Annotated in this window: 19 protein-coding genes and 1 pseudogene; 5 read left to right on the forward strand and 15 right to left on the reverse strand. The window is 63.9% G+C overall.

Translation table 11 applies throughout. From position 1 onward, the window contains the following. Positions 1 to 10 precede the first annotated feature (10 nt). Both AKL02_RS08820 and AKL02_RS08825 read right to left on the reverse strand, forming a co-directional pair. The gene (locus AKL02_RS08820) at positions 11 to 841 is read right to left on the reverse strand and encodes an FTR1 family iron permease (RefSeq protein WP_083077797.1); all 831 of its coding nucleotides are present in this window, start codon (positions 839 to 841) and stop codon (positions 11 to 13) included. A 27-nt stretch (positions 842 to 868) separates the two neighbouring features. Further along, the gene (locus tag AKL02_RS08825) at positions 869 to 1,210 is read right to left on the reverse strand and encodes a cupredoxin domain-containing protein (protein WP_083077798.1); all 342 of its coding nucleotides are present in this window, start codon (positions 1,208 to 1,210) and stop codon (positions 869 to 871) included. 140 nt (positions 1,211 to 1,350) lie between these two features. On the opposite strand from AKL02_RS08825, the pseudogene AKL02_RS08830 reads away from it, so the two are divergent. The 3 genes and pseudogenes from AKL02_RS08830 to AKL02_RS08840 form a co-directional block, all read left to right on the forward strand. Next, positions 1,351 to 1,912: pseudogene (locus AKL02_RS08830) on the forward strand (transposase); the annotation flags it as partial. A 278-nt stretch (positions 1,913 to 2,190) separates the two neighbouring features. Then, the gene (locus tag AKL02_RS08835; RefSeq protein ID WP_083077799.1) at positions 2,191 to 3,189 is read left to right on the forward strand and encodes an LOG family protein; all 999 of its coding nucleotides are present in this window, start codon (positions 2,191 to 2,193) and stop codon (positions 3,187 to 3,189) included. Beyond that, complete coding sequence (locus AKL02_RS08840) at positions 3,158 to 4,537, forward strand: MBL fold metallo-hydrolase RNA specificity domain-containing protein (protein ID WP_083077800.1); 1,380 nt, start codon at positions 3,158 to 3,160, stop codon at positions 4,535 to 4,537. The genes AKL02_RS08835 and AKL02_RS08840 overlap by 32 nt, the downstream gene beginning before the upstream one ends. A 6-nt stretch (positions 4,538 to 4,543) precedes the next feature. Here AKL02_RS08840 and AKL02_RS08845 read toward each other — a convergent pair whose 3' ends face one another. The 12 genes from AKL02_RS08845 to AKL02_RS08900 form a co-directional block, all read right to left on the reverse strand. Beyond that, positions 4,544 to 5,464: an endonuclease/exonuclease/phosphatase family protein gene (locus AKL02_RS08845; protein WP_083077934.1), complete on the reverse strand. Its 921-nt coding sequence runs from the start codon at positions 5,462 to 5,464 to the stop codon at positions 4,544 to 4,546. A gap of 415 nt (positions 5,465 to 5,879) precedes the next feature. Next, positions 5,880 to 6,668: an outer membrane protein gene (locus AKL02_RS08850; RefSeq protein ID WP_083077801.1), complete on the reverse strand. Its 789-nt coding sequence runs from the start codon at positions 6,666 to 6,668 to the stop codon at positions 5,880 to 5,882. A 148-nt stretch (positions 6,669 to 6,816) separates the two neighbouring features. Further along, a complete protein-coding gene (locus tag AKL02_RS08855; protein WP_083077802.1) occupies positions 6,817 to 7,644 on the reverse strand; it encodes a hypothetical protein in 828 nt (275 codons plus the stop codon). Between the two features lie 86 nt (positions 7,645 to 7,730). After that, the gene (locus AKL02_RS08860; RefSeq protein WP_133051948.1) at positions 7,731 to 8,486 is read right to left on the reverse strand and encodes a hypothetical protein; all 756 of its coding nucleotides are present in this window, start codon (positions 8,484 to 8,486) and stop codon (positions 7,731 to 7,733) included. Positions 8,487 to 9,039: 553 nt separating this feature from the next. Then, entirely contained in the window at positions 9,040 to 9,345 is a 306-nt protein-coding gene (locus AKL02_RS08865) for a hypothetical protein (protein WP_078539255.1), read from the reverse strand. A gap of 103 nt (positions 9,346 to 9,448) precedes the next feature. Continuing rightward, entirely contained in the window at positions 9,449 to 9,751 is a 303-nt protein-coding gene (locus AKL02_RS08870; RefSeq protein WP_083077804.1) for a hypothetical protein, read from the reverse strand. Between the two features lie 54 nt (positions 9,752 to 9,805). Then, positions 9,806 to 10,153, reverse strand: coding sequence for a GlsB/YeaQ/YmgE family stress response membrane protein (locus AKL02_RS08875; protein WP_198453274.1), 348 nt, complete (start codon positions 10,151 to 10,153; stop codon positions 9,806 to 9,808). A gap of 310 nt (positions 10,154 to 10,463) precedes the next feature. After that, the gene (locus AKL02_RS08880) at positions 10,464 to 10,811 is read right to left on the reverse strand and encodes a hypothetical protein (RefSeq protein WP_083077805.1); all 348 of its coding nucleotides are present in this window, start codon (positions 10,809 to 10,811) and stop codon (positions 10,464 to 10,466) included. A 42-nt stretch (positions 10,812 to 10,853) separates the two neighbouring features. After that, on the reverse strand, positions 10,854 to 11,951 hold the full coding sequence (locus AKL02_RS08885; RefSeq protein ID WP_083077806.1) for an SH3 domain-containing protein: 1,098 nt from the start codon (positions 11,949 to 11,951) through the stop codon (positions 10,854 to 10,856). Between the two features lie 274 nt (positions 11,952 to 12,225). Further along, positions 12,226 to 12,486 carry a hypothetical protein gene (locus tag AKL02_RS08890; protein ID WP_198453275.1) on the reverse strand — a complete coding sequence of 87 codons (261 nt, stop codon included), beginning with the start codon at positions 12,484 to 12,486 and terminating at the stop codon, positions 12,226 to 12,228. Between the two features lie 25 nt (positions 12,487 to 12,511). Beyond that, positions 12,512 to 13,276, reverse strand: coding sequence for a hypothetical protein (locus tag AKL02_RS08895; protein ID WP_108722371.1), 765 nt, complete (start codon positions 13,274 to 13,276; stop codon positions 12,512 to 12,514). A 224-nt stretch (positions 13,277 to 13,500) separates the two neighbouring features. After that, complete coding sequence (locus AKL02_RS08900; protein WP_198453276.1) at positions 13,501 to 14,154, reverse strand: type II toxin-antitoxin system RelB family anti-toxin; 654 nt, start codon at positions 14,152 to 14,154, stop codon at positions 13,501 to 13,503. Positions 14,155 to 14,360: 206 nt separating this feature from the next. On the opposite strand from AKL02_RS08900, the gene AKL02_RS08905 reads away from it, so the two are divergent. Together AKL02_RS08905 and AKL02_RS08910 are read left to right on the forward strand one after the other, a co-directional pair. Beyond that, positions 14,361 to 15,878 (forward strand): ShlB/FhaC/HecB family hemolysin secretion/activation protein, encoded by a 1,518-nt coding sequence (locus AKL02_RS08905; protein ID WP_133051949.1) that lies wholly within the window; start codon positions 14,361 to 14,363, stop codon positions 15,876 to 15,878. Positions 15,879 to 16,143: 265 nt separating this feature from the next. Continuing rightward, positions 16,144 to 17,175, forward strand: a complete 1,032-nt coding sequence (locus tag AKL02_RS08910; protein WP_133051950.1) for a hypothetical protein — start codon at positions 16,144 to 16,146, stop codon at positions 17,173 to 17,175. Positions 17,176 to 17,806: 631 nt separating this feature from the next. Here the strand turns inward: AKL02_RS08910 and AKL02_RS08915 are convergent. Continuing rightward, positions 17,807 to 19,048, reverse strand: coding sequence for an L-rhamnose isomerase (locus AKL02_RS08915; protein WP_083077811.1), 1,242 nt, complete (start codon positions 19,046 to 19,048; stop codon positions 17,807 to 17,809). Positions 19,049 to 19,068 lie beyond the last annotated feature (20 nt).

Genomic DNA, 19,068 nt, shown 5'->3' on the forward strand with positions numbered 1-19,068 from the left:
AGGACGAGCCTCAGGCCAGACGGGCCTGCAGGCTGCGGCTCTGCCAGCGCAGGATACCTGCGACCGTGGCCCAGTAGACGATCCAGCCGCCCAGCGTCGCGGCGTCCGGCGCGGCGCGATAGCCGGTCAGCGCCGAGATCAGCCCGCCAATACGGCTGCCGTCATCGAGCACCGCGCTCATATCCCAGAGCGGCGCGCCGAAGGGCAGGATACCTGCCGAGACGAGATCATCCACACCGGTGGTGAAAAGCGCCGCGCCCAGAAGCAGCAGCATGACCTCGGACACACGGAAGAAGCCGCGCCACGGCATGAAACGCGCCCCGGCCCGCAGCGCCGCATAGCTTGCCCCGGCGGCAGCCACGCCCACGGCGATCGAGGCGAGAACGCCTGCCATCTCGCTCTGCTTCGCCGCCGCGAGCGAGCCATAGAGGAAGACCACCGTTTCCGAGCCTTCGCGCGCCACCGCCGCCATCGCGAGGACGAAGACCGCCCACCAGCTTTGGCGTATCGCGGCGGCTTTCAGCCCGGCCTCGAGGTCGCGTTTCAGCGTGCGGCCATGGCCCCGCATCCAGAGCACCATCTGCACGATCAGCCCGGCCGCGACGAAGACCATCACCGTCATCAAGTCCTGCCGGACATCTGCCGACAGAAGCTTCGAGAAGCCCAACAGCGTCAGCGCAAAGGTCAGCGCCAGCGCGAGACCCGTCAGCACGCCACCCCAAAGGAAGCGCGCCGCTCGACGTCCGGCGCCTTCATGCGCGAGCCAGCCCGCGAGAATGCCGATGACGAGAAGCGCCTCGACGCTTTCGCGCCACAGGATGAAGATGATCTGTCCGTCCATGACATTCTCCTGCGGGTGGAAGATGGATTATTTGACGACGATCGTGCCCTTGGCGGTGTCGAGATCCTCGTGGAATTCTTCGACGAAGGGATAGTTGCCAGCAGGTAGCGCCGGAAGGTCGATTGTCTCGGTCTGGCCCGGCGCGATGATCTTCTCGATACGCAGGCGCTTGCTTTCGAACTCGGCGGCAGTGTTGCCGGTATTCGAGACGGTCAGCGTCACGGCGGTATCGGCGGCCAGTTCGATCGTCTGCGGCGCGACGACACCGTCGGTCAGGGTAATCGTCGGCACGGTTTCGTCCGCGATGGCGAGCGCCGGCGCGCAGGCCAACACGATGAGCGCGGGAATGATGCGTGAAATACGGGTCATGATGTTCCTGCTTGTCTGTTCGCCCGTCGAATAACCGACAAAAACACTTGGGTCAAATAATTCCCGATAAAAATGCTAAGCTGTTTCGCGTGCAAATAGGCGCTCGGCGCTGAACGGGCCGAGTCTGACCTTCCTCACTTCCAAAGAGCCATGGCAAACCGCGGGGCGATGACCGGCGGGTCTTGAGCGGGATAATCTTCATTAATCGTCATGGCTTGCGTTGGTCCGATGCGCCGCCAGAGTATGGTCCACCGAAGACCTTCTAAAAACGATGGAAGCGCTGGAGGTGAGTGGCTGAACGCCACTGGTCCGAGAGAAGCCACGAACGGGGTATTTTCGCCCGGATGATGGAGGGGCTTGCATCCGGCGCCGCCGACCGGAAGACAGTGATGATCGATGTGAGCAGGCGAACGCCATGCGTTCGAGTGAGCCTGCGCAAGTAACTCAAGGCGCACCGCACGGCTTCGAGGCCGCGGTTGAAAAAGGGGGGCGTGGCAGGCTGATTGGGCGGAGTTCGAAGATCAGAAAACGATCCGGGGGATCGTTTTCCTGAGAACGGGTGGCATGAACACCAAGTTGCATGCCGTCACGGACGCGAACGACCGCCCGATCAAGTTCTTCATGACAGCCGGCCAGATCAGCGACTACACCGGTGCGGCGGCCCTGCTGAGCAGCCTGCCCGTGGCCGAAGGGCGGCTCTCCGCCCAGGCCACCGAGCGGGTAGCGATCGGCCCTAAGCTGACATCTGTTTTTGCGAGAACGCTGCGTGAGAACGCCGGAACAATAGTCGGTCACGGTAGCAGCAGGATGCTCCTGCTGCGAGCGGCGCAAAAGTCGTCCGCTCTTGCGCCTTCTGGCGACAGGGAGGGTGCGAAGATTTTTTCCGTGGACTCGTATCGCAAGGTTCGACTTGCCTGCGCCGAGGAGATCGTCAAGCTTGCGACGGCAAGCCTGCCGGTTCGGTAATCGAGGAGGAGCCGATGTCGGAGACAATCGAAGAGGACAGCGCCAAGCCCCAGCCCGCCGATGACGTGGCGCGCGAGGTCGATCTGCCGTGGTGCCAGCCCAAGCCCGGCCACGAGGATGTCCGCGCCCCCGATCTGATCCGCGAGATCATGGCGCATCCGAACTACCTGCAGGCCGATGAGGATGTCGATTTCCTCAACCGCGACGAGATGCGCGGCCCGCGCCTGCAGCTCGATTACCAGAAGGCCGAGACGCTGCTGCGCGAACATGGCATCGCCCATTCGATCGTGGTCTTCGGCGGCACCCGCATCCCCGAACCGGAAGCCGCGCGCGAGAAGCTGGCCGATATGGAGGCCCGCAGCGCGGCCGATCCGAGCAATGAGGATCTGACCCGCCGCGTCGAGATCGCCAGACGCGTCGTCGCGAAAAGCCGCTATTACGACGTCGCCCGGGCTTTCGGCCAGATCGTAGGTGCGCGCGAGGGCGCGCATGGCAACCGGCTGGTGATCGTCACCGGCGGCGGGCCGGGGATGATGGAAGCCGCCAATCGCGGTGCGCATGATGCGGGTGCGCGCACGGTGGGGCTCAATATCACGCTCCCGCACGAGCAATTCCCGAACCCCTATATCACGCCGGGCCTGTGTTTCCGCTTCCGCTATTTCGCCCTGCGCAAGCTGCATTTCCTGATGCGCGCGCGGGCGCTCGTGGTGTTTCCGGGCGGTTATGGCACGCTCGACGAGCTGTTCGAGACGCTCACGCTGATCCAGACCCGCAAGATCCGCCCGTTGCCGGTGATCCTTGTCGGGCGCGACTATTGGAGCCGGGTCTTCGATCCGGATTTCCTTGTGGAGGAGGGGGTGATCGACCCCGAGGACCGCGACCTGTTCTGGTATGCCGAAAGCGCCGACGAGATCTGGGAGGATATCGGGCGCTGGTATGCGCAGTTCGGTCGCAATATCGACGAACCAATGGGAGGAGAGGATGAAGATTTCATTTCACGGTGCCGCGCATGAGGTGACGGGGTCCTGCCATCTCGTCGAATGTGTCGGGCGCAAGATCCTGATCGATTGCGGCATGTTCCAGGGCCGCTCGGAACTGACCGAGGATAATGCCGCGAAATTCGGCTTCGAGCCCTCGGAGATCGACATGGTGCTGCTGACCCATGCCCATCTAGATCACTGCGGGCGACTGCCGCTTCTGGTCAAGCGCGGCTTCAAGGGCGAGATCATCGCGACCTCGGCCACGCGCGATCTGGCGCGACTGGTGATGCTCGACGCGGCGCATCTGCAAGAGGAGGAGGCGCGCCATCATCACCGCCACGGGCGGCGCGGCGGGTCGCATGAGGCGCTTTACGACACGATGGATGCGCTCGACGCGGTCGATCGGTTCGGGCGCAACGCCACCTATCGCAAGACGCTCTCGCTGTTTGACGGGATCGAGGCGACCTTTTTCGACGCGGGCCATATCCTCGGCTCGGCTTCGATCCGGCTTGACCTGACCGAACATGGCCGCACCCGAAAGGTTCTGTTCTCGGGCGATCTGGGCCCCGACAATCGGCCGCTTCTCAACGATGCCGACCCGCCCGAGGATGCCGATATCGTGGTGATGGAAACCACCTATGGCGAGCGCGATCACCGCGGGCTCGAGGCCTCAATCGCGGAATTCCTCGCCGCGATCCGCGCGACCACGGGGCGGGGCGGCAATGTCATCATCCCGACCTTCGCGCTGGAGCGCGCGCAGGAGTTGCTGTGGTTCCTGCGCGAGGGGATGGCCTCGGGCGAGATCGAGAAATCGCTGCGGGTGTTCCTCGACTCCCCGATGGCGATCTCCGCGACCCGGATCTTCGCGCGCCATGACGAGGCGCTGCGCCCGGAACTGGCCGAGATCATTCGCAAGGGGCGCGATCCGTTCCAGCTGCCCGAGCTGCATTTCACCCGCGAGACGCAGGATTCGATCGCACTCAACGAGATCCGCTCGGGCGCGGTGATCATGGCGGGCTCGGGGATGTGCACGGGCGGGCGGGTGCGCCATCACCTGCGCCACAACCTCGCGCGGAGCGAAAGTGCAGTGATCTTCGTGGGCTATGCCGCCGAAGGGACGCTGGCGCGGATCATCGTGGACGGGGCGAAACACGTGAAGCTCTTCGGCGAGGAGATCCCGGTGCGTGCGCAGATCCACACGATCAACGGCTTCTCCGCCCATGCCGATCAGAGCGACCTGAAACGCTGGCTGGCCCGCACCCGCCACCCGGAAAAGATCTTCCTCGTGCATGGCGAGAAAAAGTCGATGGAGGCCTTCGCGAAAGGGCTCGACCCGGCGAAGGTCGTGATGCCCGAGCTGCATCAGAGCTTCGAGCTCTAGCCGCGCTCACAGCCCCGGCAGGTCGATCGCGACGGCCGCGTGATCGCTTGCATGGGGGCGGTGGCGGCCGACGCCGGGCAGGTGCTCGCCTTGATAGCGGGCGGCCTCGGAGCCCAAGCCCTTGCGCAGGATGCGCGGCACCGCATCGGGGTAGCGCGCGGCCAGCGTGGGAGAGGCGAGCAGCACATCGGGGCAATGGTAGCGCCCCGAATGCGGATCGTAATAGGTCCAGCGCTCGGGGCGCGGCATCCGCGCCATCAGATCCACACTGAACCCGTGTTCAAGCGGCGCCGTTGCGCGGGGCAGCGGCAGCTCGGGGTCGTCGGGCTCGTTGAGATCGCCAAGGATCAGCCAGAGAGCCTTGGCCGGATCGTCGAAGTGCCGCTCGATCAGCGCCCGCGTCGCGAGCGCCTCAAGGTGCCGGGTGCGCCAGGCTGCGGCCTCGTCGGGGTAGGGCGATTTGAAATGCGTCACGAACAGCGTCAGCGCGCCCACTTCGACCATCAGGCAATCGCGCCGGAAGACCGGCATCTCGGGATCGACGCCTTCGGGCAACTCCAGCCCCAGATCGCCCGGCCGCAGCGCGGCATGGCTGCGCACCGCTCCCAGCGCGCGGCGCGACAGCACCGCCAAATCGAGCCCGCGCCCGTCATTGCCCGGCAGGCAGACCCGCTCGGGGTAAGGCCGCGTGCCGGTGGGCAGCAGGTAGCGCGCGTGGAAGTGCTCCAGCGTCGCGAGGTCGAACACCTCCTGCAGCGCGACCAGATCGGCGTCGATCCCAGCGAGCAGTTCCGCCGTCAGCCGCCGGTCGATCGGATCGAGGCGCGGGTCTTCGGGGTCGTCGCTGTCCCAAGCCCCATGCAGCCGCCCCAGCTCCCGGTTCGGTAGCAGGCGCATGTTTTGGGTGTTGAGGCTCGCGATCCGCATCTTGGCGTCAGCATCGCATGGGCGGGGCATTTTGGAACAGCGCGAATGCGTCCTTTGATCTTCCCCCCAATGAAGTGGTCCGCCGTTATGTTTAGGAAAACGGAGGATCAGAATGGCTGAGAAGCGACACAAGCCGGAAGAGAGTGTCACGGTGTGAGGGGACCGTGGCCCCAGTGGGGCCGCGCAAGCCCCGATCACGCGGCAAGTTGAGGTGCTTGACCACGTCGCAGCCAGAAGAACGAGATGTCGCTGAACAGCAGAAAACCGACATTCGGCAGGAGCGCAGCGAACGGCTGCTCCCCGCCCAGACCTACGGACCCGTCGCGAACGGCCCAGAGCCGACGAACGCTGACGGCAGCGAATGTCAGCGTTCGTCTATCGGGCCGCCAGCGATTTTGTAACGTCCAAGTCCGCCTCAGAGCCGCTGCAGCGGGATGCGCAGACTGATCGAGAGCACATGTGCGTCGTTTTCGAAGCTCAGCGGAGCAACCGGCTCATCGCCACCGGTCACCGGCGTGCTGCCACCCTTCGCGGTCCCGAAGCTGTAATAGCGATAGGACATCTCGAGGATCGCCGGATGCTTGCCGGGAGGCGTCAGCTGGTAGGCCATGCCGATGCCGAGCGAATAGGCGAAATCGCCATGGGTGTCGCCCGAGAAGGTCCGGTCTACGGAGGCCTTTGTGGTGTTCGTCCGCGTCCAGTCGCTGACCTTGTTGTTCGCGTAACCAAGCCCCGCCACGACGAAGGGATGCAGGCGGGAATTGACGCCCATCTGCTCGAACGGGGAATAGTAGAGGTTACCCATCACCGCGCTGGTCGAAACCGAAGCCGCGGTGATGTCGGCATGGTCGCCGCTGGTCGTGTGCGGACCGGTGGTATGGGCGGCGCCAGTCGTGAGGAAGCTGACATCGCCGCGGAAGCCGTTCATCCAGTCATAGCCGAAGGCGATCTCACCGAAGCCAGTCGTGTCGTTGCTCAGGTTGAAATCGATTCGCGGATCGGACGGGTAGCCGGGCGGCAGCCAGTGCTCGTCGGACGGTCGGGTGTTTACTGCCCCGAGCCCGAAGCGCACGTAAGGTCCGTAAGTGACACTCGCCGTGCCGACCTTGAAGAAACTGGCCGAGTCCTGCGCCGCGGCTACCGCCGGAACTGCAAGACTGAAGACAAGGGCGCAGGCTGCGGCCCGCTTGATTGAAAAAACCATTTCGATGACTCTCCGTCCGCCTCATCCATCCGCCTGACCGGATGGTCCTGTTCAGCGACATAATGGATCTCTGGCTGCGCGCGTTGAAGAAGAAACTTCTGCCCCCGCTTCACGCAAGGGCAGAGTGTTGCTTCGGTTCCATAGGGTCTCAGCCGTCGTGACCTGCGAGAACCGCGATACGCACTGCTTCGGCTTGCGCGGCGAGGCTGGTCGCCGCGGCGCCCGTCACCGGCTGGCCAAGAATGGTCGTCACCGCCGTCACCGTAGCGGCCGTGATCGGCACCGTCTTGTCCGAGGCCGTGCCGAGGAAAATCGCCTCCAGCGTTGCGGTGTTGTTCGTCACTCCGAGACTGGAAAGCGCCGAGCTGCCATCCAGCGTGTCCTTGAGAAGGGCGAGGTTCTGCAGCGGCGAGTCGATGAAGGAGACGTTGTCCCAGTTCAGCGAGAGCTGGTCGATCGCCTGATCGAGCGGCAGGTTGTAGAACGAGACCATAGTCGGCGAAATTGTCGCCAGCGCTTCCTCATAGGCGCGCTGCAGCACGTGATCGGGCGAACGGGCCACGTTCAGCCGCCCGAGCTCGACCTCCGGGATACCCTCTTTGGACCAGACGGGCTTGGTGCCGCGGGTACCGGACGGGGTGCCGGCTTTCGGTCCCTTGCCCTCGGAATCCGCGCCAGGACCGCCCTGACCCTGCCCGGAAGACCCGCTGGCGCCGCCATGGCCGCCGCTCTCCTCATGCGAGCCGTCGTCCTCATGGCCGCCGCTGCCATGCCCGGCCTCTCCGGTCTTTCCTTTCTGTTGGCCACCATCCGTATGATCCCCATCGGTATGCGAGCCGCTGTCTTGCGCAAAGGCGCGCGGCACGGACAGATGGAACGTCCCGGACGTCGGGCCGGGCTGCACGGTGAGACCCAGCCCAGCGATGAGCGCAATTCCTGCCACGGCAGTTGCGCTCTTTGCAGTCTTGCGTGTCATGACTGCCTCCTTGTTATGAGATGTTGGTCGTCTTGACCCGGACCCCGCGCCAGAGGCGGGTCCGGGTCGATGTTCGTCAGATGCGATCAGCCATGTCCGGCGAGGATCGCGATGCGCACTGCCTCGGCATCTGCGGCAAGAGACGCGGCCGCAGCCCCCGTGACCGGCACCCCGAGGATTTGCGTGACCGCAATCACCGTATCGGTCGTGATCGGAACGGTCTTGTCCGAAGCCGCACCGAGGAAGATCGCCGCGAGCGTGTCTGCATCATTCGAGACGCCGAGGCTCGAAAGTGGCGTTGCCCCATCGAGCGTCGCTTGCAGAAGGCCGAGGTTCTGCAACGGGGAGTCTATGAAGCTCACGTTGTCCCAGTTCAGGGAGAGCTCCTCGATCGCCTGGTCGAGCGAAAGGTTGTAGAACGAAACCATCTCGGGCGAAATCGATGCGAGCGCTTCTTCATAGGCCTGATCGAGCACATGTCCCGGCGAGCGCGCGACGTTCAGGCGCCCCAGTTCGACTTCCGGAATCCCTTCCTGCGACCAGGTCGGTTTGCCGCCGCCGGAGGAGGAGGGCGCGCCTGCTTGCGGCCCCTTGCCGTCAGAATCTTCGCCCGGCCCGCCTTGGCCCTGACCCTGAGATTGTCCGGTCTGGGCGCCTTTGCTGCCCTGACCCTGACCGCCTTGATTACCCTTGCCGGTCCCTTGGCCGCCGGACTCCTGTGCATTGGCCGCGAAGCTGAACGGACCGGTGACCGGTGCCTGCCATGCGATCGCAAGTCCCAATGCCGCAGCAAGAGCGACGAGCGATACGCGAGACTTGTTCGTGAACATTGAATTACGCATTTCCATATCCTCCTCCGTGTTGACGCCTTCGCGTCGAAGCAAGAAGAACATAGGAGGAGGGATTCCTCTTTGATCGTAGTCAATGAGATGTATGTTTCCGGATGCCTCTCACACCACCTGAGAAGTCGCGTCATCACCATCGTGACGCATTGGCAGAGGGCGCGGGACCGGTGATCCGGGCGCGCGCCGCGACCGGCAGCGAGCCTGCGTCGCTGCCGGTCGTGTCTGGCGAAGCGGACGTCCGTTTCCTGCCGATTTCCATCAGTGCGTCGCGGTCGGCCCTGTGCTGTCGTAGACCCTAGCCCCAAACAATGTCTGCTATTTCCAATCAAAAAAGGACGTTGGGTCCCCAATCAATATCGCTCGGAAGCTGCCCTCCCGCGAAAGCTTCACGTGATAGGATGTTGAGCTTGGGGCTGCACGATGTGCAGCCCCGCATCTGTCTTTCAGGAACACACAGTTCAAAACCGGTACCGAGGCAGCTCTACAAAAAGCGGCGCAGCGCGAATGCAGACTTCTCACGAGCCTACTGACCGGGAAACCGTAGCTTCCGTCAGCAATCCTCAGCCGGCAGCATGGTCACGTCGGAGTAACGACCGTCCGAGGTCGTGATGCGTGCGCAGGCGCCGGTGGAGCGGTTGAAATACCACGAGGTTAGCCCTTCGGAGCGAATGCGCTCATAGCCGAGCGCCATGATCCCGCCTTCGGCTTGACCCGCGCGAGCGCCCTCGAAGGAGGAGAGGTCGTATTCGCTGCCGACCGCTGGGCGACCTTGCTCGGGCATGCTCGTGTCGCCAGTCTCCACGCAGGCGGCAAGCGGAAGGGCCGCGGCAAAGGTCCAGATCAGTTTCGTCTTCATGGTCGTCTCCTTCGACAGTTTGTGCGCCAGTTCAGATCTATGCTCGGTTGGAAAATCTTGGCTGCGGCCCCGCTATGAGGGAGGCGAGGCCGCAGGCGGCGCGTCAGTTCGCGTATTCGCTGAAGACTGTGACGCTGCCGTTCGCTTCAAGGCGGCAGGTGTATTTGCTCCCGCCCGCCATGAGCGTGAGGATCGGGCCGCCGCCGGTCTGGATGCGATCGAGGATGGTGACCGAGCTGGCGCTGGTGCCGGTCAGGGTCGCAGCCTGCGCGACGCAGGGACCGGTCATCGCTTCGAACTGGGCATCGGTGCCGCTGAGCGCCGGGTCCGAGCCTCCGGTCTCGACGCAGCCTGCGAGCAGGGCCGAGGCCGCGAACAGGCCTGCGATGGTCAGAGTGGTCTTCATGGTTCTTCTCCCTCCAGGTTGGTCGTCGGTGAGTTCGGGCGACATCCGCAGGGCTCAAGCCTTTCGGATCATCTTCACGATCAACAGCAGAAGCACCGCTCCGAGGAACATCACGATCAGCGAGCCGAGCGCGCTCGCGATCTGAATTCCGAACAGCCGGAGCAGAACGCTCGCGAGGATCGAGCCGCCGATCCCGATCAGAATGTCGAGCCCGATACCGGAGCCCGTCCCCTTCACGAGCAGACTCGCAAGCCAGCCGACGATCCCGCCGACGACGACGGCGATCAGGATGCCGATGATCAGCCCCATCCCGGCACCGACCGCATTCGCGGGGCCTTGTTGCGCAAAGGCGGGCGCTGCGAAAGCGGTGGCCGCGAAGGCCATGAGTAGTCTCTGTTTCATCACTGGATCCCCAAGATTGCTGTGAAATCTCTTGCGCCAGACGAGCGGGTCTCGACCCCGATCAGGATTTCCCCCCTCTTCGGGAGCATTCCGCCGATGTAGCCGCCCACGGCCCCGGCAAGAGCGGTAGGCCCACCAAGACGTGCCTCCGAAGCCCAAGGCGCGTGAAATGAACGACCAGATGATCAGGGCGACGCAGCCAATGAGTCCGTATTTGACCGGTGTGCCGAGAGTATCGAGCAAGGCTGTCTCCACGTGTTGAGGCTTTCGAGGCAGGGGTCATACGCCGCCCCCCGAAGGTCGGTGCCGATCAGAGGTAGCCTTCGCTGCCCATGAACATGGTTTGCGGGTTGCTGCCATCCGCGCCGACGAGACAGCGCCACGGAGCCCCGTTTGCGCCGACCCGCATGTAGATGGCGGTTGCGGCCTGCGACGTCTCTCCACCGACCACGGTCACGCCGCCCGTTGTCTGGGCCGCCAAGGCCGATCGGCAGGAGTCGATCGCGGCCTGGCTGACATCCGGAGACATGCTGGTAATGAAAGGCGGGCTGCCGGGCGCGACCGGCATTTGGGCTGCCGATCCGCCGGTGTCCTCGACGCAGGCCGAAAGCGCCGCGAGCGCACCGAGCCCGGCCATGATTCCGATCAGTCTGGGCATGTCTTCTTCCTTTCTGTTGCGGTCGAGAGGGCAGTTCGGATGTCAGTCGATCCCGAAGATGACCGTGTAGGATTGCGCGCCGTTGGCCGTGTTGTAGACGTCGATCATGTGGTCGCCCGACTGAAAGAGTTGGCCACGGTATTCCTGCGCTGCGGGCATTTCGTCGAGCAGGACGGACCCGTCCGGGTTGTAGATCACGTAGGTCATCCCGGGCCCGTTGGCGGCGAGCCGGAAATACAGATTCTGCCCGTTGGCCGCGCCGAGGATATATCGCTGCGATCTCTGCGGAAGCAGCTGACCGGACAGCTCGGCGCCGCTCGACCCGGGCGCGAACTGCACACGGATGTCTGCCGACCCGCTGCCCGCCATTGCCCCGCCGCCGTCATCGGCGGTTGCGGTGTTTTCTCCGCCACCCGGTCCGGGAAGGCGCAGGAAACGGGCTGCGACCCAACCCTGAACGCCCCCGCGCGAGTCCTGAACCTTGCACCATTGCCGACCGTCCGACATCGTGCAGCCGCCGACATTGCGAACGACCGTGCCGTTGGGCAGCTTGCCCAGCAGTCGCCCGCTTGGCCGCGGCGCATTGCGGATATTGAGCGTGTCGCCAGGCGTGCGCAGCGTCACGATGAAGAAACCCTCCTCCGGGAGCATCCCGCCACTTTGACTGCCGCCCGAGGTCGAGCCGCCGCTGCCTTTCCCGGTGATCGAGACATTGATCGTGAAGCCGACCGTCTTGCCGGTATCCCGGTCATTGCCCATCAGGTAGACGCGGATCGCCCAGTCACGGGTTTCGGGGAGGATCACGCTGGCCGAGTTGCCTTCATTCGAGCCGACGAACAGGCCATTGTAGTCCATTCCCGCGGGCAGGATGTTGAAATAGGCGATCCCGTTGCCGTTCGTGCCCGTGACCGTCAGATCGACATCCATCCGTTGGCCGGCGTTCCCGCGCAGCACATAGTCGATATAGTCCCGACCGGTCACTGCTCCGTTGATGGCCACGCCCGACTGCCCGCGCGGGAAGCTGATCGGCACGCTTTCCTGCGCAGCCGCTTGGGGCGCGCCGAGCGCGAGGGAAAACGCACAGAGCGCAGCGGTCGAGGCGGCGCGTAACGCATCCAGGAACGGGGCCGCTTGGAACATGACGTATCTCCTCTCGGTTCGGACAGGCCGCGCGGCCTGGGAATGGACCACGCGCGCTCGCACAATTCCGCTCGTTCTCGATCGGGGTGAGCGACGTCCGGGCTAAAAATTTCTTTTCAGACCATGCTTTAGCAAATCAGATCACGCGGGCGTGAGTTTGGGGAGGGCGAAAATATGCGTTTTGGAAGAATCTGTTGACCTAAGGGCAAGGCGGAGCCGTTTTCCGGGACGTGCCGACGCATATAGGCAGAGACGACGTGGTGGTTCGGGCCGCTTAGTGGCGATGGCGTAGCGCTCTGCAAACGATAATAAGCACGAGAAGGTTTACGCCGGGCGCGGCAACCGCCCAGAGGGCGGCCGCACTTTCCGGCACGGGAACGATCATGTTCCACGGCAGGCCAAGCGGCATCAGAAAGACGCCAGAAAGTGGATCGCGCTCCTGTCCGAACCAGCCAAACGTGCCGGTTGCGAGCAGCAGCAGCGCCGCGATCCAGAGGAGCACGAAGAGGCCGATGAGGATCCGACAGAGCATCATCTCGTTGGTCTCACCCCTTGCGACTTTAGCAGTCTTCCGCAGGAAGCATCGTGATTTCCGAAAACTTCCCATCTGAGGTCGTGATCTTTGCGCAGGCGCCGGTCTCCCGGTTGAACCAGAAGGTCGTCAGGCCTTCCGATCGAATAGAGTCGAAGCCAAGGGCCTGAAGTCCGCCCTCTGCCTGACCCGCAGGCGCGCCAACGAAATCGGTCAGATCGGTCGGGCTGCCGACGGACGGCATGCCGCTTTCCTGCGGCGCACCATCCATGGCGCCGCCACCGTCATCCGCCGTCGCCGGCTCTTCCGCAGGGGCACCGTCCATCGCACCGCCACCGTCGTCGGCCGTGGCGCTGTCTTCCGTGGACGTCGGAGCGCTGACCTGTTCCACACTCGCGCCGCTGCCGTCATTCGAGACGAGACAACGCCATTCGGCATCGTCGGCGCTTTTCAGCATGACAAGCGAGTTCGCCTCGGAGAACTCGGTGCTCAAAACCGTGCCGCCCATCGCGCCATGCGCCGCGCGCACCGCGTCGATGCAGGCGTCGATTGCCTCTTGGCTGACTTCGGACGAGGTCGCCGCTTGCGTCGCGGCGGGCTCCTGCGATGCGGTTTTCGGGGCCTCATCCATCGCGCCGCCGCCGTCATCGGCGGTCGCGGTATCTTCCTTTGCGGGCTCCGCGCTCTGCGTCGTCGAGGTGGTCGCCGAGCCGGTCTCCTCCGCCTTTTCTTCCTCTTCCTGACATGCCGAAAGCGCGAAGACGAGCACGGCGCTGAGAACGAGCTTGTTCATTTTGAGGACCTCTCTGAATGCGTTGCGCAAGGGGTGAGCAGAGCGGCGCGCCGCGAAATGCAGGAGGGTGGCCGCTCCCGCTAAGGTCGTGCGCCGTCGTCATTCTTGGCATTTGATCACGAAGCGGTGATCGGTGGGAGGGCGGAAATATGCGTTTTGCCGGGCCCGATGAGTTGCGCGGCGAGGGATCGGTCATCCAAGCGCTGCGGCCGCCCCGGTCCCCGTCAGTAGAAGGACGCGCCGTCGATCAGATGGGCGCGCTGCCCCGCATGGGTGACATGAAAGGTTCCGGGATTGTCGGTCGCGACGAAGCCGATCTTCTCGATCGTGAATTCGTCATTGGCGGGGAAGTCGAAGAAGGAGGTGATGTAGTTGAGCGCCCCGATAAACTGCCCGTCCTCTGTCAGGGGCTCCCAGATCGTGACGTTTCCGTTTCCGCGCGCATTCACCGTAAAGCTGAACAGAAGCGCCGCCCCGTCGAGAAAACCCGATTCCAGCAGGTGATCCCGAAGATGCGGCGCGCCGATGCGATTGGAGTAGGTCTCGAAGGACGTTCCCATGAGCTTGAAGGGATCCTGTCCGCGATCGGTGAAGGCTTTCTTGCCGGAGGCCGAAATTTCGACGAGCCGCAGGTTCTGATCGAGGAGCGACGCGGGGCGCAGGTCACACCGCACGATCGCGAGGCTTCTGTTGAAGGCTCGCCGCTCCTCATCGCGCTCGAGAAGTGATCTCGGGCGCGCGAGCGTTGCGGGGCGCGGATTTTCCACTTCGCGCTCCCAGCGGCTCACCGTGCCCTGATCGACCCCGAGCCTTTCGCCCAGTTCGATCTGGGTGATGCCCAAGCGGCGCCGAATGTCCCGGATCGCAGAACCTTCCAACTCAGCCTCCCCCGAAATCAAAGCTTACCTTACGTTACCCGGGGGCGTTGTATCTGGGAAGACAGGAACTTGCGTGATCGGCGCAAGACGAGGTGCGCCATGCGGCTCAGATGTCACGCACAACCTAAGCGAGAACCGTTCAGGCTAGACAAGTGGCTGCCCTTGGGTAAACTATTTGTGATCGAGCGGTTTTTCAGGATGTTTCTGTGGGTATTTTTCGAGTGAAACCAATCGCGCTGAGCCTCGCTCTGGCGCTGGCCGCGGCACCCGTTTCGGCGCAAGGCACCCAATTCAACCTCACCGGCGTAACCGTTTACGATACGGCGGAAATCCTCGGATATGCCGCGCAGGTTGTCGTGCAACGCACCGGGACCGTTACGGCCGAGGATCTCGCTCAGACGCTCGAGATCATGTATCGCGAGGACGGGTATTTCCTCGCCGAAGTGTTCGTTGCAGATGACGGGCAGACGCTCGTGGTCGACGAGGGGCAGATCGGCGACGTGTCTATCGAAGGGGTGGATGAGCCGACCTATCGCCTGATCCGCAGTTATGTGGAGCCGATTGTCGGGCGGCGTGCCGTCACCCAGAAGGAATTCGAGCGCGCGATCATGCTCGTGGAGGATATCGAAGCGATCTCGGCCACGGCAGAGATCGACTATCCGGAAGGCGCCTCCGCCGCGCGGGTCCGCGTCATCACGACGCGGGAGGATCGGGCCTCGGGATATGTGAGCCTCGATCACCCCTCGCGCGATTTCGGCGAAACCGCGATCCTGAGCGTCCATCAGGAATTCCTGAGCGCGCTGACCCCGGGCGACCGGTTGCGGTTCGAGCTGTCCGGCTCGTCCGAATTCGATGGCGGTGGCGACAGCGTCTGGGGCGCTCTCGCCTATCGCATGCCCCTCGGCGGGGGCGGTGGGTTCGGCGAGGTCTATCTGGGCTCGGTCACGGCACGCCGGGATGCGCGCGGCACGCTTCTGTCCACCGACATCGAGGGCAACACGGCCATGCTCGCCTTCGGCTATCCGGTCCTGCGCGACGTGGATACCTATGGCTATGCGCTTCTCGAGGCGAAGCGGGTCGAATCCAACGTGGATGTCTCTGGCACGAAATTCGACAGCGCGGTCGATGTCGTCGGGGCCTCCTGGATCTTCGGCAAGGCGCTTCCGGGCGGCGGGGCCTATGAATATGCGCTGAACCTCTCTGTCGGCGAGCGCACATCGGATGCTGCGGGATTCGACGACGGTGACAAGCATTTCTCGCACCTGCGCGTCGGGTTCGGGTACCAACACCCGGTCTCATGGTTCGGTCCAGAAAGCGCCGTGCGCGCCGAGTTCTGGGGGCAATATTCGCCCGATCGCCTGCCGAGCATCGAGGAATTCTATATCGGCGGACGCGAGGATGAACGCGGCTACCGGTTCGCAGAGGCGCAAGGGGACAGCGGCGTGTCCGCGACCCTTGAAGTCGGTCGCGACCTCTTCCCGAGTGCGGGGCAGGTCCGGCGCGTTCGGCCTTTCGGCTTCCTCGACCTTGGCTATGTGAAAAACAACGATCCCTCGGTGGACGAGCTAGGAGAAGAAACCTTCGCGTCCCTCGGCCTCGGGGTCGATGCCGAATTCCCGGCGGGGGTCTTCGTGCGAAGCTATGTGGCGGCGCCCTTGACCGATGGGCCGTCCACCGGTGCGGGCGATCCTGCCTTCTACCTTGGTCTGACGAAAAGCTGGTGATCTCATGCGTAAACCGTCCCTTGCTCTGACAGTCCTCCTGTTCACGCTTCCGGCGGTGTCTGCCTTCGGCGAAGGCAATCACTTCGGGTTCTGCAATGGTGTGGGAAACAAGCACGGGGCAGCAGATTGTGGGCCGAGCGGGACCGGCACCGGCACGGGCACGCCAGCGACGATACCGACGACCACCCAGCTTCCGACGACGGGCACTCAACCAACCCTTCCCACCGTTCCCGCGATCATCAATGTCGTGCCCACGAAGCCGACAGTGACGACGGGGTATGGCCCGGTTCCGACCGTGCAGGGACAGCCCGGCACACCGATCGTCGGCACCGGTCAGTTGCCGATCGTGATCAAGCCAGTGCCGCAACCCGTCCTGACCGGTGTCGGACCGGTGAATCCGGCTCAACCTTTGCAGCCCCCGTCCTTCACCGGCACGGGGCAGTTGCCGACTGTGATCAAGCCTGTGCCGCAAACTGTGCTGACGGGCGTCGGCCCGGTCAATCCGCCTCAGGCCTTGCAGACCCCGTCCTTCACCGGAACGGGCCAGTTGCCCTACGTTATCCAGCCTCTGCCGCCTACGATCGTCACCGGGGTCTCTCCGATGCCGACCATTCAGCCGATTGCGACGCCGTCCTTCACCGGGCAGGGGCTGCCCATTATCATCGTGGTGCCGAACCCGCCGACGACCTTTGGCGGCTATGGCCGAGTGCCCGCCTCGATCATCGTGCAGGCAAACCCGGGACAAACCTACGGCGGCTACGGCCGGGTTCCGCAGCCCACGCCGCAGGCGATCCCCCAACAGGCGCCCTATGCCGTTCCGACGCCGATGCGACAATCCACGCCGGTGCTGGCGCCGAGCAAGGTCACAACGCCGGTCGCCTCGCCGCAGATGGTGCCCGGCCAGGTGCCCACGGCCACGCCTCAGGCGGTGCCGATGATGGTGCCGCGCCCGAAGCCGCGCCCGGTTGGCGTGATGATGACCAGTTCGACGGCCGGAAAGGTCACGCATGCCCCGTCGGTGCAGCAGCCCGCCCTTGGCAAGCAGCACGTCACCCATACGGCCGGTCGCCAAGCGCCGCACGATCCGCCGCGCTTTGCGTCCGCTGACGGAGGCGGTTCGTGGAATTGCATCGCGAGCGGCCATGGCAAGCGCAAACGCTTTATCGACGGCGAGGTCGCGGTCAGCGGGGCGCTCCGCCATGTCGGCGCGGTCGATGTGCTCGGGCGTGACTTGCCCGCCCTGCACCCCGATCATTCGGACTGCATCGTGTCCGTCAGGCGCCGCAAAGAGCGGTGAGCGCACTCGGGGTTCGTGATCTCACGGTGCGCACCGCATTCCAGAGGCTTGCGCTGCGTTTCTCCGCCACCCTCTTTTGCTGCATGTCCGAAGCTATCGGGGAGCGAATGTAATGCCCAAATAGTGAAGGGCGGCCACCGTCTGTGCGCTCCGTCGAGTGCTTTGCGGAGCTTTCTTACAGCCCATTAATGCTTTCTTGGTTGATGTCGTGACGATCGTCTCGGTGCTTCCGGCGATTTGCTCACCACGCAGCGAATAACCGCGCCATAGCCAGAAGAACGAGATGGCGTTGACGGCCCTTAGCGGACACTCGCTCCAAGCGCAGCGAAAGTCTGCTCTCCGCGCGAACCAGACACTTGCTCCATGCGCAGCGAACGACCGCTTCCGCCTTTTGGACCATGAGTTCGTTGACGGCCCATATCTGCCGCTTTTGTTGCTGCTGCAGGCTGCATTGGGAGTGTCCAAAGCGGACATCCAAGCCAATGCACATTAGATCGAAAAATTATAGAGACTTAGCGAAGCAAAGGTAACGGCTGCGGTGGCGATGAGGCGGCGGTCCGATCGTGAGAGGTGGCCGGACCAACCGAAACTTCTGCGCTTCGAAGTCCGAAGCTGTGATCAGAGGGTTGATCTAACCGCGTGTGGAAACCGTTGCCTGATAGCTCTCGAGTTCCGAGATGAGCGACAGCCCATCCGGCACGTCGTGACGCGCGCAGAACTCCTGCCAGACTGCGCCGACAGGAAGGTCCTTCACCTCTTCGGTGACCATCAGGCGCGCGCTGAAATCCAGCGTTTCTTCCGCCGCTTTCAGCCGCTTTTGGGGCAGCAGCAGCGCGCGCAAGAGTGCCTTTTGCATATTGCGCGTGCCGATCACCCAGGCGGCGGTCCGCGAGATTGTGGCGTCGAAGAAATCGAGCCCGATATGGGTGCACTTGAGCAGGTCAGCGAAGACCAGTTCCTGCGCCATCTGAAGAATGGAATCGTCGAGCAGGATCACATGGTCGCTGTCCCAGCGCACGGGGCGCGACACGTGCAGCAGCAGTTCCGGCACGGAGAGCGAGACCGAGCTGAGCTTGTCGGCCACGTTCTCGGTCGGGTGGAAATGGCCCATGTCGAGACACAGCGCGATCTCGCGACGGATCGCATAGCCGAGGTAGAATTCGTGGCTGCCCACCGTCATCGACTCGACGCCGATCCCGAAGAGCTTGGATTCCACCGCGTCGAGCAATTGCGCGCGGTCGAAGCCGGGCGCCATCATCGCGTCAAGCGACGCCTCCAGCCGCTGCCGCGCCGCCATCCGGTCGACGGGCGTGTCCTTCGATCCGTCGGGCACCCAGACATTGTTGACCGAGGCCGATCCGAGGGCCTTGCCGATCCCCGCCGCGATCTCGCGCGAGCGCTTGCCGTGCTCGATCCAGAAGTCTCGGATGCCTTGGTCCGGGTGGCTGAGCGTCAGATTGTCGTCGGCCTTGGAGTGGGCGAAGAAGGTCGGGTTGAAATCGATCCCGTGGTTCTTCTCCTTGGCCCAATCGATCCAGCTCTGGAAATGCTCCAGCTCGATCGCGTCACGATCCGGGCTTTCATCCGTGTCGAGGTAGAAAGCGTGCAGGTTGAGCCGATGCGTGCCGGGAATTTGCCCATAGGCGAAGTCCAGATCGGCACGCAGCTCCGCGGGGGTGCGGGCGCGGCCGGGGTGGTTGCCGGTCGCCTGAATGCCGCCGCCCGAGGCACCTGTTCGGTTCTCGAACCCCACGACATCGTCGCCCTGCCAGCAATGCAGCGAGATCGGAATCTCGGCCAGCGCGTTCAGCGCAGCCTCGGTGTCGATCTCCCAGTCGGCGAATTGGGCGCGTGCGTCCTCGTATCTGCTCATAGTCAGTCCTCCCGTCTTCT

It is taken from the genome of Thioclava electrotropha (assembly GCF_002085925.2).
Lineage (GTDB): Bacteria > Pseudomonadota > Alphaproteobacteria > Rhodobacterales > Rhodobacteraceae > Thioclava > Thioclava electrotropha.